Annotated in this window: 20 protein-coding genes and 1 tRNA gene; 11 read left to right on the top strand and 10 right to left on the bottom strand. The window is 63.7% G+C overall.

Features of this window, described 5'->3' with window-relative positions; genetic code table 11:
- The first annotated feature begins 73 nt into the window (after nt 1-73).
- Nucleotides 74-415 carry a ferredoxin gene (locus ACSC1P_RS05505; RefSeq protein WP_435359127.1) on the top strand — a complete coding sequence of 114 codons (342 nt, stop codon included), beginning with the start codon at nt 74-76 and terminating at the stop codon, nt 413-415.
- 70 nt (nt 416-485) lie between these two features.
- On the opposite strand, the gene ACSC1P_RS05500 is transcribed toward ACSC1P_RS05505, so the two are convergent.
- Nucleotides 486-965, bottom strand: a complete 480-nt coding sequence (locus ACSC1P_RS05500; protein ID WP_435359126.1) for a COG4315 family predicted lipoprotein — start codon at nt 963-965, stop codon at nt 486-488.
- Between the two features lie 161 nt (nt 966-1,126).
- Between ACSC1P_RS05500 and ACSC1P_RS05495 the strand changes: the two genes are divergently transcribed.
- A tRNA-Leu gene (locus ACSC1P_RS05495) sits at nt 1,127-1,211 on the top strand.
- A 127-nt stretch (nt 1,212-1,338) separates the two neighbouring features.
- Here the strand turns inward: ACSC1P_RS05495 and ACSC1P_RS05490 are convergent.
- The 3 genes from ACSC1P_RS05490 to ACSC1P_RS05480 all read right to left on the bottom strand — a co-directional run bounded on the left by ACSC1P_RS05490 (nt 1,339) and on the right by ACSC1P_RS05480 (nt 2,697).
- Nucleotides 1,339-1,956, bottom strand: coding sequence for a COG4315 family predicted lipoprotein (locus ACSC1P_RS05490; protein WP_435359125.1), 618 nt, complete (start codon nt 1,954-1,956; stop codon nt 1,339-1,341).
- Nucleotides 1,957-2,045: 89 nt separating this feature from the next.
- Nucleotides 2,046-2,348 (bottom strand): DUF8036 family membrane protein, encoded by a 303-nt coding sequence (locus ACSC1P_RS05485; RefSeq protein WP_435359124.1) that lies wholly within the window; start codon nt 2,346-2,348, stop codon nt 2,046-2,048.
- Between the two features lie 61 nt (nt 2,349-2,409).
- A complete protein-coding gene (locus tag ACSC1P_RS05480; RefSeq protein WP_435359123.1) occupies nt 2,410-2,697 on the bottom strand; it encodes an ArsR/SmtB family transcription factor in 288 nt (95 codons plus the stop codon).
- Nucleotides 2,698-3,060: 363 nt separating this feature from the next.
- On the opposite strand from ACSC1P_RS05480, the gene ACSC1P_RS05475 reads away from it, so the two are divergent.
- Complete coding sequence (locus ACSC1P_RS05475; RefSeq protein WP_435359122.1) at nt 3,061-3,444, top strand: DUF7522 family protein; 384 nt, start codon at nt 3,061-3,063, stop codon at nt 3,442-3,444.
- 61 nt (nt 3,445-3,505) lie between these two features.
- Nucleotides 3,506-4,036: a DUF5813 family protein gene (locus ACSC1P_RS05470; protein WP_435359121.1), complete on the top strand. Its 531-nt coding sequence runs from the start codon at nt 3,506-3,508 to the stop codon at nt 4,034-4,036.
- A 64-nt stretch (nt 4,037-4,100) separates the two neighbouring features.
- On the opposite strand, the gene ACSC1P_RS05465 is transcribed toward ACSC1P_RS05470, so the two are convergent.
- The 3 genes from ACSC1P_RS05465 to ACSC1P_RS05455 form a co-directional block, all read right to left on the bottom strand.
- Complete coding sequence (locus ACSC1P_RS05465; protein WP_435359120.1) at nt 4,101-4,334, bottom strand: Lrp/AsnC family transcriptional regulator; 234 nt, start codon at nt 4,332-4,334, stop codon at nt 4,101-4,103.
- Between the two features lies 1 nt (nt 4,335).
- Nucleotides 4,336-5,022: a potassium channel family protein gene (locus ACSC1P_RS05460; RefSeq protein WP_435359119.1), complete on the bottom strand. Its 687-nt coding sequence runs from the start codon at nt 5,020-5,022 to the stop codon at nt 4,336-4,338.
- Nucleotides 5,023-5,131: 109 nt separating this feature from the next.
- On the bottom strand, nt 5,132-6,685 hold the full coding sequence (locus ACSC1P_RS05455) for an HTTM domain-containing protein (protein ID WP_435359118.1): 1,554 nt from the start codon (nt 6,683-6,685) through the stop codon (nt 5,132-5,134).
- 166 nt (nt 6,686-6,851) lie between these two features.
- Here ACSC1P_RS05455 and ACSC1P_RS05450 point away from each other — a divergent pair, with 166 nt between their 5' ends.
- Nucleotides 6,852-7,082, top strand: coding sequence for an Lrp/AsnC family transcriptional regulator (locus ACSC1P_RS05450; protein WP_435359117.1), 231 nt, complete (start codon nt 6,852-6,854; stop codon nt 7,080-7,082).
- 169 nt (nt 7,083-7,251) lie between these two features.
- Here ACSC1P_RS05450 and ACSC1P_RS05445 read toward each other — a convergent pair whose 3' ends face one another.
- Nucleotides 7,252-8,301, bottom strand: a complete 1,050-nt coding sequence (locus ACSC1P_RS05445) for a thiamine pyrophosphate-dependent dehydrogenase E1 component subunit alpha (RefSeq protein WP_435359116.1) — start codon at nt 8,299-8,301, stop codon at nt 7,252-7,254.
- Between the two features lie 71 nt (nt 8,302-8,372).
- On the opposite strand from ACSC1P_RS05445, the gene ACSC1P_RS05440 reads away from it, so the two are divergent.
- Nucleotides 8,373-8,693 (top strand): DUF7991 family protein, encoded by a 321-nt coding sequence (locus tag ACSC1P_RS05440; RefSeq protein ID WP_435359115.1) that lies wholly within the window; start codon nt 8,373-8,375, stop codon nt 8,691-8,693.
- A 133-nt stretch (nt 8,694-8,826) separates the two neighbouring features.
- On the opposite strand, the gene ACSC1P_RS05435 is transcribed toward ACSC1P_RS05440, so the two are convergent.
- Both ACSC1P_RS05435 and tmk read right to left on the bottom strand, forming a co-directional pair.
- The gene (locus ACSC1P_RS05435; RefSeq protein ID WP_435359114.1) at nt 8,827-9,654 is read right to left on the bottom strand and encodes a DUF4397 domain-containing protein; all 828 of its coding nucleotides are present in this window, start codon (nt 9,652-9,654) and stop codon (nt 8,827-8,829) included.
- Nucleotides 9,655-10,181: 527 nt separating this feature from the next.
- Nucleotides 10,182-10,769 (bottom strand): dTMP kinase, encoded by a 588-nt coding sequence (gene tmk / locus ACSC1P_RS05430; protein WP_435359113.1) that lies wholly within the window; start codon nt 10,767-10,769, stop codon nt 10,182-10,184.
- Between the two features lie 447 nt (nt 10,770-11,216).
- Here tmk and ACSC1P_RS05425 point away from each other — a divergent pair, with 447 nt between their 5' ends.
- The 5 genes from ACSC1P_RS05425 to cofG all read left to right on the top strand — a co-directional run bounded on the left by ACSC1P_RS05425 (nt 11,217) and on the right by cofG (nt 16,253).
- Nucleotides 11,217-12,140: a complex I NDUFA9 subunit family protein gene (locus ACSC1P_RS05425; protein WP_435359112.1), complete on the top strand. Its 924-nt coding sequence runs from the start codon at nt 11,217-11,219 to the stop codon at nt 12,138-12,140.
- Between the two features lie 174 nt (nt 12,141-12,314).
- Nucleotides 12,315-13,487: a tubulin/FtsZ family protein gene (locus ACSC1P_RS05420; protein WP_435359111.1), complete on the top strand. Its 1,173-nt coding sequence runs from the start codon at nt 12,315-12,317 to the stop codon at nt 13,485-13,487.
- Nucleotides 13,465-14,280, top strand: a complete 816-nt coding sequence (locus tag ACSC1P_RS05415) for a hypothetical protein (protein ID WP_435359110.1) — start codon at nt 13,465-13,467, stop codon at nt 14,278-14,280. The genes ACSC1P_RS05420 and ACSC1P_RS05415 overlap by 23 nt, the downstream gene beginning before the upstream one ends.
- A gap of 26 nt (nt 14,281-14,306) precedes the next feature.
- Nucleotides 14,307-14,957 (top strand): 2-phospho-L-lactate guanylyltransferase, encoded by a 651-nt coding sequence (cofC, locus tag ACSC1P_RS05410; RefSeq protein ID WP_435359109.1) that lies wholly within the window; start codon nt 14,307-14,309, stop codon nt 14,955-14,957.
- A 153-nt stretch (nt 14,958-15,110) separates the two neighbouring features.
- Nucleotides 15,111-16,253 (top strand): 7,8-didemethyl-8-hydroxy-5-deazariboflavin synthase subunit CofG, encoded by a 1,143-nt coding sequence (cofG, locus tag ACSC1P_RS05405; protein WP_435359108.1) that lies wholly within the window; start codon nt 15,111-15,113, stop codon nt 16,251-16,253.
- The last annotated feature ends 35 nt before the right edge of the window (nt 16,254-16,288 follow it).

The following is a 16,288-nucleotide window of genomic DNA, read 5'->3' as shown; positions in this document are numbered from 1 at the left end:
AGAGTGACATCGCTGTCTCCGGTCCCGACAGCAACCGACACACGAAAGTCCCTCGCTACCCGAACTCCCGCCAATGAGCGACGCCGACGACGCCCACGTTCCGAGCGAGATTGGCGAGGGGAACGCCCCGCCGGTCGCCGAGAAGCCGTACAAACTCATCTTCGAGGCGAACAAGTGCTTCGGGGCGGGCAAGTGCGCCGAGGTCTCCCCGAACTGGGAGATGGACATCACGACGGCGCTGGCCCGGCCGAACGAGTACTTCTTCGACGAAGACGAACTCGAACACAACCTCAAGGCCGCGGAAGCCTGCCCAGCCAAGAAAGGCACCGGCATCATCCACATCGTCGACCGCCGAACCGACGAGGAAATCGCGCCGAATCCGCACGGCGATGGAACGCTGAGTGTGGACTGGTAGACGGCCGTCTCTTCTGCGATTCTCGAACACTGGAGAGACGCATCTCGGAAAAATCGTTCTCACTTCCTACTCACGACCGGATGGGGTTGCCACAGCGACAGACCACCCACCACGCATCGTTGATGCCTTGGCCGTTCGCGTCGCCCGGCGATTCGTCACCGACGAAGCGATAGAGCGGCCAGCCGTTGGCCGTGACCTGCGTCGTGCCGTCGGCACGCTCGAACGACGAGATGCTGGCGGTGACGGTCGACGCAGCCGTCACATCGCCCTCGACGGTCAGCGGTGGCCAGTTCTCAGCGCAGGTTCCGGTGCAGGTGCTCTCGCCGCTCTCTTGAGTGTCTCCGGTGAACATGTAGAGCGTCATCCCGTCGCCGTCGACGAGAATCTCTCCGTGGGGGTCGATGGTCGCGGTTTGGAGCGTCTCGGTACCTGTCGCCATCTGCGGCTCGGTGTGAACGGTTTCCAGCGCGCCGGCAGCGACGCCGGCACCTCCAACGAGACCGAGTGAGGCGGCACTCGCGAGCAGTACGGACCGACGTGTGTACGCCATGTTCGAGGGTAGGCGACCGACGAGGATAGCGATTTTTTCGGTTCTGTCCGACAGTCGGGCCGAACCGACAATCGAACCGGGCAGTTCAGTCGACCGTGCTGTCCGGCTGACGCATCGTAAGCGAAACCGATTTTAAACGGGGTCGTCAATCGGTTGACTGCGCGAGGGTGGCTGAGCTTGGCCAAAAGCGGCGGACTTAAGATCCGCTCCTGTAGAGGTTCGCGGGTTCGAATCCTGCCCCTCGCATGCCTTCTCGAACGTCAGTTTGATGTCTGCGAGTTCCTGCTCGATTGCTGACTCGTCCATACAAATCGTGGCAGATTACTGGGGCGAAAGTGTTTCGTATCGGTGCTAGCGTTCGGAAACCGGCCTGTCAGTAGTCTCGTTCGGTCGGCGTCCCGCCGCTACCGCCACTTTCGGTTTCGGTCATCATCTCGTCGCCTTTCACTGGCGTCCCGTCGGGTCGGAGAACCCACCACACGTCGTTGACCCCCTGGCCGTTCGCGTCGCCGGCGGCCTGGTCGCTGGCGAAGTAGTACAGCGGCCAGCCGGCAGCGGCGACCTGCAGCGTCCCGCCGCCGCGGTCGAAGGTCGAGAGCGCAGCCGAGACGCCTTCGTCACCGGTCACGTCGCCCTCGACGGTGAGCGGAGGCCACGCGTCCAGACAGCCACCGGAGCAGGTGCTCTCCTTCGATCCGTTCGTGTCGTTGTCGAACATGTAGAGGGTCATGCCCTCACCGTCGACGAGGATTTCTCCGAGTTCGGGGTGGTCGCTGACCATGACGGTCGCGCCGGACATGCCGCCCTCGGTGGTGGTCGTCCCCTCCCCGGCTGTCGTCGTCATCTCGCCGCCGTCGGTCGTGGTGTCCGAGTTGTCGGTCTCGGTGTCGGTGTCGGTCGAATCGCCGTCACCGTCGCCGCCGAGACAGCCAGCAGTGAATACGAGCGAGGTCGTCGCCGCCGCGAGGACGGCGCGTCGGGTGCGTGCCATGGGGTACCATAGGTGAGGGACGGGAAAGAGCGTTTTCCGAACTGCGTCCAAAATTCGTCCACAATCGGCAGCCGTCTAGGGGTCGACGCTCACTGGAGCGTCAGCCGAGCGAGGAAGGCGAGTGCGACCAGTTCCAACCCGCAGAGCATGGTGACACCGATTTGCACGTCGGTGCCCGCGACTTCGAACCAGCCGATGAAGTCGGGGTGGAGGACGTAGAGGTACAGCCAGAGCAAATTCTCGACGAGGAGGAACGCGGCGAAGACGAGCAGGCCGAGCGTGTGCTGGGCACCGTGTCGGCGGTAGTTCCCTAGCCAGACCCACCCGAGCGCGAGCAGGACGACCACGTTCACGCCCGCGGCGACGCGGGCAGCCTCCAGCCACAGGGTCATCGTCTCACCGTTCCATCTCGGCCGGTATATGTGCTGTCCAAAATTCGTCCAGAATCGTGTCTCATGGGTCCTCCGTGTCGACGACTGCGAGAATCTCTTCGACGGTGTCCCAGTTCGAGCGTAACTGGTCCGTGAACAGGTAGACTGCGGCGTAGTCGTCGTCGGTTCGCCGCAGGACGTTGTTCTTCACGAGGATATCCGTGTGATGGCGGATGGTCGTGTAGTCCATGTCGAGTTCGGTCGCCAGTTCGTTGGCGTTCCGTGGCCGGGCGTCGAGTGCGCGGAGGATGCGGACCCGCGTTGGGCCACCTCGCGAACTCGCCAGCAAGTGCCAGAGAACGCCTTCCATCTGTCGGTTCTTCTGCGAGTGAGGTGAAAAAACTACGCGAACTGGTCGGCAGCGTCGCTCAGTCGGAACGAAGTGCTTCGTGAGAATCGGTTGTGCGGTCGTGAAACCGCCACCCACCGAAAGCGACTACCCGGGCATGGCGTAGGGTAGTCGCAGCGACCAACGCGAACAGGGTCATGACAGACGTCCGCTCTGGCCGTGGCCCCCGAACGCTCAGGAACCACTTCATACCAGAGTCTAATCAATAGTAAAAATTCCGGTTTGTGACAGGTCATCTGCATCCACTGTCGCGGAACCGATTCGATTCCCCATCGTCCGCGTGTGCAACACCGCGCTTATGGTCCTGGATGGGCGATTGTGTCCATGGCGACGTTGTTGAGCGAACGTGACGAGGACAGACTGGTGACTGCGTGTCGGACGACAGTGGGCGACAGTCTCCGGTCGGTGACGTACTTCACACGCGACGACTTCGGGCAACTGTACTTGCGAAGTGACCTCGAACAGGACGCCGACCTCTCGACGTTCGTCGGCCACGAGTGGCGCGAGTTCAAGACCACGCAAGCAGCCTACGAGACCTCCGAACTCGGCGACTACGACTACACGATTCGGAAGTTCCAGAACGGTTTCCTCGTCCGCGTGACGACGGAACGCGAGGGCGTGTTCGTGACGACCGACGGCCTGACGCTGTCGAACTTCGACGAGTTGGCGATGGCAGTCCGCGGCGTCCTCGACCACGTCGAAGACTGAGCGACCGACACGGGCTGAAAGAGCGCAACGCCCTTCCGGGCTGACTTCCTACCAGCGGCCGATGACGGATACGCCAGACGTGGTCACGCGGGCCTTCGACCGCCACGACGCCTTCACGCCGAGTACCGACGGCTTCGAACTCGATACGACCGTGTTCGATGCGGTCGTGACGGCCGGACCAGCCGACGGTGAGCGAGACGGGTCGTTCCACGTCGAGGTTCGACTCCCGACGCTCGACGCGGCGGTCGCCGGGGAGACGGTCCACGAGGCCGTCGAAGCGGGCTGGTTCGAGACCCTCGAACTCCGCCTCGAAGACACGTTCGACGTGGCGACGACGAGCACGCACGACGAACCGACGGTGGCTCGTGAGACAGAGAACGATGTCGTCATCGTCGAACTCGACTTCGTCTCGTGGACTGCGAGCGACGGTGTCGACGACGCCAAGGCACTCGTCGAGTTCGTCGAGGGGACGTACGCACAGGGCATTGTCCCGGGCTACGAGTACCATGGGCCAGCAGCACAGCTCCTCGAAAACGCAGTGCAGAACAGCGAAAACGCGACTGAACGCCACGGGCGCGGCCCAGCGCCGTGACCGAGTCGTTCGATTCGTTCGGATTCGTCGGTTCGATTCGTCGCCGCTATTCGATTCTCCGTCGCTAGTCCATCGCGATGTACGTCTGCGTGTCTTCGACGCCGCGGATACCCTGAATCTGGGTCGCCGCGATGTCTTTGACTTCGCCCGGTGTCTCGACGGTGACCTTGGCGATGATGTCCACGTCGCCGGCGACGATGTACGCGGAGACGACGCCGTCGATGGCTTCGACGTTGTCTCTGAGTCTGTCCGCCTCGCCCGTGTTCGCCTTGATCATGATGTACGCTGTGACTGGCATATCAGAGTCCTCCTGCGGGTGCTGCGCGGCTAGCGTCACCGACGATGAGCTGGCGCACGTCTCCGAGCACGTCGAAGTCCGCGAGGACGACGACGCGGTCGCCGGCTTCGAGCGATTCGTCGGGGTCTGGAATCTCCATCGGCTGGTCCTTCTTGCCGAAGGCGATCATGGTCGCGTCTTTCGGGAGGGCGACCTCTGCGATGGAGTAGCCACTCATCGGTGAGTCGTCCGCGACGGTCAATTCGACTAGTTGGAGGTTCTGGGCGATGTCCGCGATAGCGCGGATGTCTCCGCCCAGCAGGGCGTTCTTCGCACCGATGGCCCCGAGCCGTTCGGGGTAGACCACCTCGTCGACTGCGTCGGCGTACTTCCGGTAGATGTCTTCGCGATAGTCTTCGTCGATGCGCATGATAGTCCGAGCCCCGTGGTGGTCGGCGATCATACACGCCGCGAAGTTGGTGTTTAAGTCACCCGTCAACGCCCCGAGGGCGTCGGCGTCGGTGATGCCCGCTTCATCCAGCACGTCCTCGTGCGAACCGTCACCCTCTACCACCGTGAACTCCTGCTCACGGGCTCGCTTCACCTTCCGCTCGTCGGTCTCGACGAGCGTGACGTCGTGTCCCTCCTCCCGAAGGACACGCGCCGTGCGGAGACCGACTCGACCAGCGCCTATGATAACGAACCGCATATCACTCCATACGCTCACACCCCTTGAATAACTTACCCCGGTCGAATCCCCATCCCGTCTGGCGTCTTTGACCGCTTCGACCGGCTGATACGCCGGATTTATGGACCCTTCACTGTCGCTGTGCTGTCGCGTTCGCACCCGGACAGGGGTAGCGACCGAGGTCGTCACGGCGGGTCGAGTGCGGCCCATCGAGGATGACTCGCTCGTCGACGACCGTCACTCTGACCGAGACGAGGTCACGGTCGTGTTCGGCCGCCCACTGGCCACAGACGTAGTCCGCGTACGCGGGACGGAGGGCTGCGTATCCTGGTCGCTGGAGGTCGGACAGGTAGACGAGCCAGCGATGGGTCGGGTACGTCGACGCGGTGTCCGCTGGCCGCGTCCAGTCGACCGGGCCGCCGTGGCGGGCGTCCACTCGCGCTCCAGTTTCGAGTTGGCCGGACACGACGTACCAGCTACCGGTCTGACGCGGCTCCGGGGCGAACATGTCCCAACTGTGTTCGTCGGGGTCGAGCGTCGATTCGACGGCTGGGGGCGCATCGACGTAGCCGAGGGTCGCCGCGTTCCAGAAGACGATGAAGAGGACGAGGCAGGCCAGGCAGGCAGAACCGATTCGGGTCCAGTCGTGGCCACGAACGGTTCGCCAGTCGCGCCGAGATGCAGTCGTCTCAGTCGTGTCGGCAGTGGCCGTCCCGTCGGTGGCCTCGCTAGACCGGACAGGAATCGAGTCGGTCGCCGCCGACAGGCGCGCCGAAAGCTGGTCCCAGACACCCGGTGGCAGGAACACCAGCAACGCGGCGAAGGAGACCAGTGGGAACGGTCCGAGTCGGAGCGTCAGCGCCATTCCGAGGTGCATCACTGCGAGGACGGTAGCGAGCCCTGCACGTGTCCAGCCGGTGGCGAGGATGAGCAGAGGAGACAGGACGACCGCACCGAGCCAGGCGTACGTCGCCGCGGTGAGGAGCAGGGTCTGTCCCGCGAGGACGTCGCCGAGCAGGTACGTCAGTTCGTCGAGTTGCATGACGATGCGGACCGCCTCGCCCGACGGCCACGCCGCCCCACGGAACTTGAACAGCGCGTTCACGACGTAGACAGTGGTAACCTGCACGAGCAGGCCCGCCGTGGCGACGCTCACGACCCATGTGTCGAGTACTCGCGCTTCACCGGCTGTGGCCGCTCGCCGTCGCGCGTCGACCGACCAGTACCGACCCAGTGGCAGGAACAGCGACCAGAACAGCAGTCGCCGCAGTAGCGAGTCACCACCGTTGAGCAGTACCGGATTCCGTGCGTGGAGCGAGATGAGCAACACCAGCGAAACCGCGGTGGCGAGCCGTGTCCGGTACCCGGTGAGGAGGGCGACGGCTGCCAGTGCGGCGGCGACGAACAGGCAGCCCTGAAACCACAGTTCCCCGGAGAGTGTGTGAAGTGAGATACTCGCGAACGCTGGGAACTGCGCACGAAGGACGGCCCGAGGCATGACGCCTGCGTCGGTGTAGAACGCGGCCAGGTCCTGCGCACGGAGCGAGAGGTCCAGAAGCAGGAGACAACCGAGTGCGACCCGCAAGGCGGCGAGCGCTCGTGCGTCGACGGCGAACCGGCTGCTCACCGCGTGCCACAGGCGGGAACGAGCGTCGGCGTCCGTCGGGAGTCGCTGCTCGGCCATCGAGACGGTCACTCTGTGGTCGCTCGGACGATATGTGTCTTCTGAACCACACTCACAGACTGTCGGTGATACAGCACGTTTCGCCCCACGGCCGACCCGAAAACTCCCAGAGGGCGGTGGTGGTCGTCCAAACCTTTTTGCTGTGTCAGGGAGTACCACATCTCGGATGGTTCACGCGTTCATCATGGTGAAGACCGCCGCAGGAAAGTCCGAAGAACTCCTCGACTCCATCCGGGGTCTCGCGTCCGTCAGCGAGGCGCACATCGTCGCCGGGAACTTCGATATCATAACCGAGGTCGACGCGGACGAGGTGTACGACGTGATGCACACCGTCGCCAGCAAGTTACAAGGGCTCGATGGCGTCGCCGACACGAAGACGTACATCGCGCTCCACTGAGCCGATGCGACGGGACGAAACAGCCACAGCCAGCAGAAGAAAGTCAGTCTGAAACGAACCAGTCCGAAACCACTAGCCAGGCCGAAACCGGTCGAAGTAACCAACGCACGCGACCTGCGGTCGCAGTTCGACCGCGTGGCCGCCGTGTTTCTCGATATCGCTGCCAGCCTCAGTGCTCCAGTTCCTGCACGTCGTGCTCCTCGGTGAACGAGCGGAGCCACTCGCGCTGGTCGACGAGTTTCTTCGGCATGTCGGCGTACACCGACTCGAAGATTTCGTCGGGGTCGGCGGGTTCTTTCGCCTCGGCGCGCTCGACGGCCTCGGAGAGTTCCTCGTCTGCCTCTTCGTAGATGGTCTCGACGTACTCGTCGGTGACGACGTTCTGCTCGCGGAGGTACTCTTCGTAGCGCTCCAGCGGGTCAGCCGTGCGCCACTCGGGCAGGTCGTCGTCCTCGTCGCCGCGGTAGCGCGACGGGTCGTCGCTCGTGGTGTGTGCGCCCTGCCGGTAGGTCAGACTCTCGACGAGGACCGGTTCACCGTCTCTGGCGGTGGCGAGTGCGCTCTGGACGAACTCACGCACGGCGAGCGGGTCGTTCCCGTCGACCTGTCCACCCATGAAGCCGTAGGCCTCGGCCTTCGCGGCGATTGATGGCGCGGCGGTCTGCTTGCGCCGGGGGAGTGAAATTGCCCAGTTGTTGTTCTCACAGAAGAAGACGACCGGGGCGTCGAACACACCCGCGAAGTTGAGTCCCTCGTGGAAGTCGCCCTCGCTGGTCGCGCCGTCGCCGAAGTAACAGAGTGCGGCGGCGTCGTCCTCTTCGTGGCTGATGGCCATGCCCGCGCCCGCGGCGTGGGGAATCTGTGTCGCGATAGGGACGGCCTGTGGGAACACCGGCACGTCGTGGCCGGAGTCGTACTCGGCGCGGCCGCGCCGGAACAGCAGGATGTCGCTCATCGGGACGTCACGGGCGATCTGCATCGCGTTCGAGCGGTACGTCGGGAACAGCCAGTCCTCGGCGGCCATCGCGTGTGCCGCGCCGACCTGCGAGGCCTCTTGGCCCTTGTACGGCGGGTATCCACTCATCCACCCCCGGCGCTGGAGCGCGAGGGCTCGCTCGTCGAAGCGACGCGCGCGAACCATGTCGCGAAAGAGTGCGCGGGCCTCGTCGGGTGAGAACGGTGTCTCCGACAGGTCGCGCTCTCCGATGACTCGGTGCATATTTCTTGCAATTTGTGCCCACGTGAAAGCCGTTCCGATACCGAAAAGGGGGCCGACTGCCTAGGGCGAGTATGGTAGCACTGGTCGGCGTCATCGGCCTCGTCATCCTCGTGGTGGTCAACACCCTCGTCGCGGCGGTCTCGACGCGGTTCTTCCGGCAACGCCTCGACACGGACTGGGGGTCGGTCGTCTACGTCGTCGTCATCACGCCCGTCCTCCTGCTGGCGACGACGCTGGTCATCTCCGGCGCGTTCCAGTTCGGAACCAATCTCGGCTCGACGAACCTCGCCCTGCTCGTGGCTATCGCCCTCCCGCTGGTCCTCGGCGTCACCGTGGACTTCTTCTGGATGCCGGCGCCGGAGGACGTGGAATTGCCCGAGACGATGCGATGAGTCGACATGATTCGGCGTTTCTGGGCGCTGGACTCGAGTATCGTGCGTCAGACTGACCGCTCTCCAGCACCGAGAGAGTCGGTGACGACCGGTTCAGAAATGGGGGTTGGTTCGAGTGTGCTGTTCTGCGAGGTTACCAAGGTCGACCGACACGCGCCAGCATCTCCTCCAGCCGCGACTGCCGGACGCGGCGGCGTGGTGTGCTGACGCGTTCGTCGGCACTCCCGTCCCCGGGTGCGCTCGCGTCTACGACGGGCTTGAGTCGGAAGGACTCGTCACTCGGGTCGTCGTCGGGGCTGAGGTAGCCAATCGCGAACACGGTGTACGTGGTACCGCCTTCGAGCGGCACGTCGGAGACCTCGAACACCGCGTCACCCCCTGCACAGGGTCTGACTTCGACGTCGTAGGTCCCCGCCGGGACGGTGGTGTAGCCACTCGACTCTCCGTAGGCGACGTTGTCGAACACCGTGAGTGCGTCGTCGTCCACTGTCACGTCGACCTGTGGCGCGTCGGGGGACGCGTGTATCGCGCGAACCCGGGCCTCGTCGTCGCCGAGGTCACCCTCGTACGTGTCTTGGAACAGCGAGACGGTGAACTCGGAATCCTCGGACGTGACTTCACCGCGTGCGACGGCCGTGTAGTGCGCGGCTTCCAACTCGACCGCGACCGGCCCGAAGACGGTCTGGTCTGTGCCGGCGGCGTTGACCGCGACTTCGTACTCGCCCGGAGGGACTTCGAGGTAGTCCGTCACGGTTCCGAACTCCAGTCCCTCGACGACGGCCGAACCATCGACGAGAACGTCGACCGCGGGTGCGTCCGGTGACGCGTGTGCGACTCTGAGACCCGCGTTCTCCTCGGCCGCTCCGGCAGTGGCTCCCAGTGCAGAGCCGGTCGCGCCGGCGACGATGGCTGTTCCAGCACCGATACCTTTCAGGACCGTTCGACGTGGTATTTCTGTCATTTTCGACCTCAACGACGCTTAGGACCTCATCGGATTGAACGGAACTCCCAACTAGTAAGGTATTAGGCACTGATAAAGCCTGAGCGCCCCTCTACGTACAGAAATTGACGTAAGAGCCCTCTATGGGGCGATATTGGTTGATTCGATAACATCGAGATTGGTTACAACAGGGCGGATTTTCACGTGGCCGGTGTTCACAGTCAGATATGATTCTGATGCTGTCATAATCGGGGATTCGTGAATTCAGGCACGTGTTGTTCTCGACCGCGAGCGGGGCGGGGTTCGGGTGGTCGTTCGTGACCTGTGCGGAGGGGCTGAGCGACTCGGCGGGTTCCGGCGTATCGGTGTGTGGCTCGGTCGACCCCGGACGGTGTCGGGTCGTCTACCGGGGACTCACGAGCAAGCGAGCGAGAGCGCGAGAGTAGACTAAAGGGAGGAGTACGCACTCGGCGCGACGTTCACGGCGACCAGCGACTGAGATATCGACGTGGCAACGGTGGTGTCCCGCCGCGACAACGCTATTCGTGTTACTCGTCGGCCAGAATCGTCTCGAACACGTCCTCGACGCGGTCAAGCACTTCTTCGGGAGACTTGGTCGCGTCGACGCGGACGAACCGCTCCGGTTGCCACTCGATAAGTTGCTCGTAGTTCTGCTGTACCTTCGTCAGATACTTCGACTGCTCGAACTTGTTCGTCGCCCCCGAACGCTGCATGGCCGTTCGCGGGTCGACGTCGAGATAGATGGTCACGTCGGGCTGGACGGTAAAGGGTTGGTGGACGCCGCGGATGTACTCCATCGGGCGCTTGATGCGGCCGTCGAGCGTCGCGCCCTGGTAGGCGTAGCGCGAGTCGGAGAACCGGTCGGAGATGACGAGATCGCCGTCGCGCAGTGCAGGCTTGACCACGCGTTCGAGGTGGTCTGCGTGGTCGGCGATGAACAGGAACAGTTCGGCGAGCGAATCGGAGTCGTCGTCGTCGATGGCCCGATTCACCACGTCGCCGTACCACGAGTTCGTGGGTTCGCGCGTGAACGTCGCGTCCGGGTAGGTGTCGTGGAGCGCCTCCCACACCGTCGTCTTGCCGCTCCCGTCGAGTCCCTCCAGTGTGACGAGCATACTCGCGGTATTCTCGCGGGGGCTTTCTGTCTGTCGTCTCCTGTTCGTCGTGTCGTGGGCTGGGTCGGTCGGGTCGTTAGTTACTGGTTCAGTCGGGTTTCCGGTCGCGTCGACGACTGCTGACTCTGCCGAGCAGCCCGCGAATGCCGGCGGAACATGACCGCACCGCCTCCCCAGCATCCTCCCAGCCACGTCCTCCCCATCCGACTCCTCTCCAGAAATCAGAGATTTCTGTCGACTCGCACGTTGCACGGCTACATCTCGTGGTCTCACTGGCTCACGGATCACTCCGTTCCCCGTTCGCTACGAGGCGGCGATGCCGCCTCGCTCTCGTTCGACACGCTCGAAAGCGCGCGCCAGGGTGTTTGCGTCGGTCCCGTCGCCGTCTCTCACTGTCGCCCGTTGTTCGGGGATGCCTTTATCCAGCTACCACCCTATCTATCAGTTATGAAAGTAATCGTCACTGGTGGGACTGGCTTCGTCGGAGAGCGACTCTGTGCGGAACTGGCCGACCGCGGGCACGAGGTGACGGCACTCGCGCGACACCCCGACGACGGGGACCTACCGAACACCGTGAACACGGTGATGGGTGACGTGAGCGCGTACGAGTCCATCGCGGACGCCTTCGAGGGACAGGACGTGGCGGTGAACCTCGTCGCACTCTCGCCGCTGTTCAAGCCGAAGGGGAACGCGACCCACGACTCGGTCCACCGACAGGGGACGGAGAACGTCGTCCGCGCGTGTGAGGAACACGACGTCCGGAAGCTCGTCCAGATGTCGGCACTGGGTGCCGACTCGAACGGGCCGACGGCGTACATTCGCTCGAAGGGGCAGGCCGAAGAAATCGTCCGCAACTCCTCACTCGACTGGGTCATCTTCCGGCCCTCGGTCGTCTTCGGCGACGGCGGGGAGTTCGTCACGTTCACGAAGAAGCTCTCGACGCCGGTCGTCACCGGGCTGCCGGGTGGCGGAAAGACGCGCTTCCAGCCCATCTGGATCGACGACCTGGTTCCGCTGCTCGCCGACGCGGTCGAGGACGAGAAACACGTCGGTCAAGCCTACGAAATCGGGGGTCCCGAAGTGCTGACGCTGGCCGACGTGACCCATCTCGCCTACGAGGCAGACGGAAAGTCGGTCAAAATCCTCCCAATCCCGATGGCGATGGCGAAGCTCGGCCTGACCGTCGCCGGGCCGATTCCGTTCGTGCCGTTCGGTCCGGACCAGGCCCGGTCGCTCCAGATGGACAACACCGTTACGGACAACGACGTGACGGCCTTCGGTGTCGAACCCGACGAGTTACGGACGCTTACGGACTATCTCGGTATCGCCCGCGACGAGGCGACGGCCGAACCGGGTGCGGCTGCGGCTTAAATAGACTGCACACCTGTCACGGAATAATCGTTTGTCTGACGGCGGCGTTTTCGGGCGATAGCGCGGTCATCTGGCGGTTTTGTGCCTACTACTGACACATGTTAGAGAGACGTACCATCCAAAGGCTTATAGTGTTCTTCCCATTCTTGTCGAGTCAACGGAGACCCCCCTTCAATGAAACTGGCGATGATAGGCTTCGGTCAGGCAGGTGGAAAAATCGTCGACCGTTTCGTCGATTACGACGAACGGACGCAAAGCGGCATCATACGTGCTGCAATTGCGGTGAACACGGCGAAAGCTGACCTGATGGGGCTGGACAATATCAGGCAAGAGAACCGTGTGCTCATCGGCCAATCTCGCGTCAAAGGGCACGGCGTGGGTGCAGACAACGAACTCGGCGCGGAAATCGCCGAAGAGGACATCGACGAGGTGCAGGGTGCCATCGACTCGATTCCGACGCACGAGGTTGACGCCTTCCTGGTGGTGGCCGGGATGGGCGGCGGTACTGGCAGTGGTGGCGCGCCAGTCCTCGCGAAACACCTCAAGCGAATCTACACGATTCCCGTGTACGGACTGGGCGTACTGCCCGGGTCGGACGAAGGTGGCATCTACACACTCAACGCCGCACGTTCGTTCCAGACGTTCGTGCGCGAGGTCGACAACCTCCTCGTCTTCGACAACGACTCCTGGCGACAGGCCGGCGAGTCCGTCGAGGGCGGCTACGACGAGATAAACGACGAAATCGTGCGACGCTTCGGCGTCCTGTTCGGTGCCGGTGAAATCGGCGCGGGCGACGAAGTCGCAGAGAGCGTCGTCGACTCCTCAGAGATTATCAACACCCTCGCGGGTGGCGGTGTCTCGACAGTCGGCTACGCGACAGAAGACGTCGAGATGGACGACGACGGCGGCCTCCTCTCGCGCTTCACCGGCAGTGGCGACGAACAGGTCGACACGGCGCACACGACCAACCGCATCACATCGCTCGTCCGCAAGGCCGCACTCGGCCGCCTCACACTCCCGTGTGAAATCGAAGGTGCCGAACGCGCACTGCTCGTGATGGCAGGGCCGACGAAGCACCTCAACCGGAAAGGCATAGAGCGCGGGCGGAAGTGGCTCGAGGAGCAGACCGGTTCCATGGAGGTTCGCGGTGGGGACTACCCGCTCAACGAACCGCAGGTCGCGTCCTGTATCCTCCTGTCGGGCGTCAACAACGTCCCGCGTATCAAGGAACTGCAGCAGGTCGCAATCGAGGCACAGGACAACATCGATTCCATCCGCGAGGAAAGCGAAGAGAACTTACAGAACTTGGTCGAAGATGACGAGGATGAACTCGATCCGCTCTTCTAGGTGGGCAATCCTCGCGGTCGTCGCGCTCTTCGCAGTCGCGGCGGTGGGCACAGCGACAGCTGTGACGATTACCAACGAGGACGTCCCCGAAGAGAAGCAGGTGGGTGAACAGTACACGGCGACGGTGACGCTCAGCGAACTGTACAAGAACCCGAGCTACACGAACTGGACGCTGCAGGGTGAAACCGAACTGCAGGACGTGACGTGGACGGTCGTCACGGAAGACACCGACACCGGCAGTCAGATCGACCAACAGTCGTTCGACGGGCAGTCGTTCAACTACACGAAGATCGACGCCGAGAAGACCGACACGAATCAGGTGACGGTGAAGGTGACCGGGACGGTGCCCGAAGTCACGAACTACACCTACGCCGACGAGGAGCAGTTCGTGGTCGCCTCGCTGACGCAGGTCCGCGACGGTGGTACGACGAACGACATCGGGACCACGACCGCGCACCACTTCACGAGCGAGAGTCAATCCGCGCGTGAAGCACTGAACTCGGCCAAAGAGAGCATCGACTCGGCCGAGTCCAGTGGCGCGTCGGTCTCCGACGCACAGTCCTCGTTCGACTCCGCCGTCTCGGCGTACGAGAACGGGAACTTCGAGAACGCCCAGACCCTGGCGAACCGCGCCAGTGAGGAAGCAGGTAGTTCGGCCGACTCGAAGGCCGCGAACGAGAGCCGCAACCAGCTTATCATGTACGGTGCTGCGGCGCTCGTCGCGCTCCTGCTCGTGGGCGGTGGCATCTACTGGTACAGCCAGCAGGGCGACGACTACAGCCGCCTCGGCTGAGTCGCGCGGATTCTCAACTTCCTTTTATGCGTGTCGTCGTTCCGTACGCGCCAGACCAGCCGAAGTCTCGACTCTCGCCCGTCTTAGACGTCGACGAACGTGCGGCGTTCGCGCGGGCGATGCGCGACGACGTGCTCGACACGATTCGAGCGACCGGCTACGAGCCTGAGCTCCTCTCGACGCGGGAGGTCGACTGTGACGCCCCGGTGACGGTCGACGACCGGTCGCTTTCGGCGGCAGTCAACGGCGTGCTGGCCGAGTCGGTAGCCGGTGCGGCCGCTGGCGAACCGACGGAACCGGTCGCCGTCGTGATGGCCGACCTCGCGCTGGCCACGCCGAAATCCCTGAACCGATTGTTCGACGTCGACGGCGACGTAGTCGTCGCGCCGGGGCGCGGCAGCGGAACCAACGCGCTCGTCGTCCGCCACCCCGAGTTCCGCGTCGACTATCACGGCGCGTCGTTCCTCGACCATCGAGCGGCGGCCGCGGCCGTCGACGCCGACTTTCGCGTCGTCGACTCGCACCGCCTCGCGACCGACGTGGACGAACCGGCGGACTTCGTCGAGGTCCTCGTCCACGACGACGGCCACACTGGCGCGGCCGCGTGGCTTCGTGAACACAGCTTTCGACTCGAACGCGGAAACGGGCGCGTGAACGTCCGTCGAGTCGACGGCTGAGCCAGTACGAGTCTCTTTATATATACCCCGTGTTGCGTAAAACGCACGAGGCCTCGTGTTCTGGCAAACTCCACCACCATCCTTTTGGCTTTCTTGGGTGGCGGTGACGAGTGGTGAGACACGTTTTTGTCGGTTGCGGATAGACGACGAGTCGTGATTCCGGGCGCCGACGAGTACGACGTACAGCTATCGTTCGACGAGGACGACGTGGACTCGCTGCTAGCAGTGACGCCCGACGACGTGGAACCTGCCGAGGAACTCACGTTCGCGAGAAACGTCTTCTTGCCGCTGACGACCGCGTGTCGCTACACCTGTACCTACTGCACGTTCTTCGACCCGCCGGGACAGGCGACGCTGATGGACGACGAGGACGTGAACCAGACGCTCGACACGGGCGCGGACGCTGGCTGTACGGAGGCGCTGTTCACCTTCGGCGACGACCCGGACGACCGCTACACCGAGATTCACGAGCAACTGGACGCGTGGGGCTACGATTCCATTCACCACTATCTGCGGGCGGTGTGTCGCCACACGCTGGAGCGGGGTGTCCTCCCGCACTCGAACCCGGGCGACCAGACCCGCGAGCAGATGGCGCTCGTCGCGCCCTACAACGCCAGTATGGGTGTGATGCTGGAGACGACAGCGGACGTAGACGCACACGCTGGCCGCCGGGTCAAGTCGCCCGGGCAGCGCATCAACACCATTCGGAACGCAGGCGAGTTGCAGGTGCCGTTCACGACCGGTATCCTCGTCGGCATCGGCGAGGACTGGCGCGACCGCGCGGAGAGCCTGCTGGCGATTCGTGACCTCCACGAGCGCTACGGGCACGTTCAGGAGGTCATCGTCCAGAACGTCGTCCCGAACGAACGTTCGCGCTACGAGCGACCCGACGTGGAGACGATGCGCCGGGTCGTCGCGATGGCGCGGTACTGTCTCCCGGAGACGGTGTCGGTGCAGGTGCCGCCGAACCTCTCGCCGACCCGTGAGCTGCTCGACTGCGGTGTCGACGACCTCGGCGGCGTCTCACCCATCACGGACGACTACATCAATCCGGACTACGAGTGGCCTGCACTGCGTGAGTTACGCGACATCGCCGACGAAGCCGGTGTCCCGCTGCGCGAGCGACTCCCAGTGTACGAGCGATTCCTGCCAGCAGCACTCAGAACCGACGACTTCGACGGCGAGCCGGCCCCCGGTGACGGCTGGCTCTCAGACCCGATTCGCGACGCATTGACCGGTGACACGTCGGCCGGAAACCGATACCGGGCGGTGCTGGCGCGTGAGACGACTATCTGACTGGAGCGACGACGATAGTCGCAACTCCCGAGATG

The organism is Haloarchaeobius caseinilyticus, assembly GCF_051207395.1.
Lineage (GTDB): Archaea > Halobacteriota > Halobacteria > Halobacteriales > Natrialbaceae > Haloarchaeobius.
This window is presented reverse-complemented; position numbering and strand designations above follow the sequence as displayed.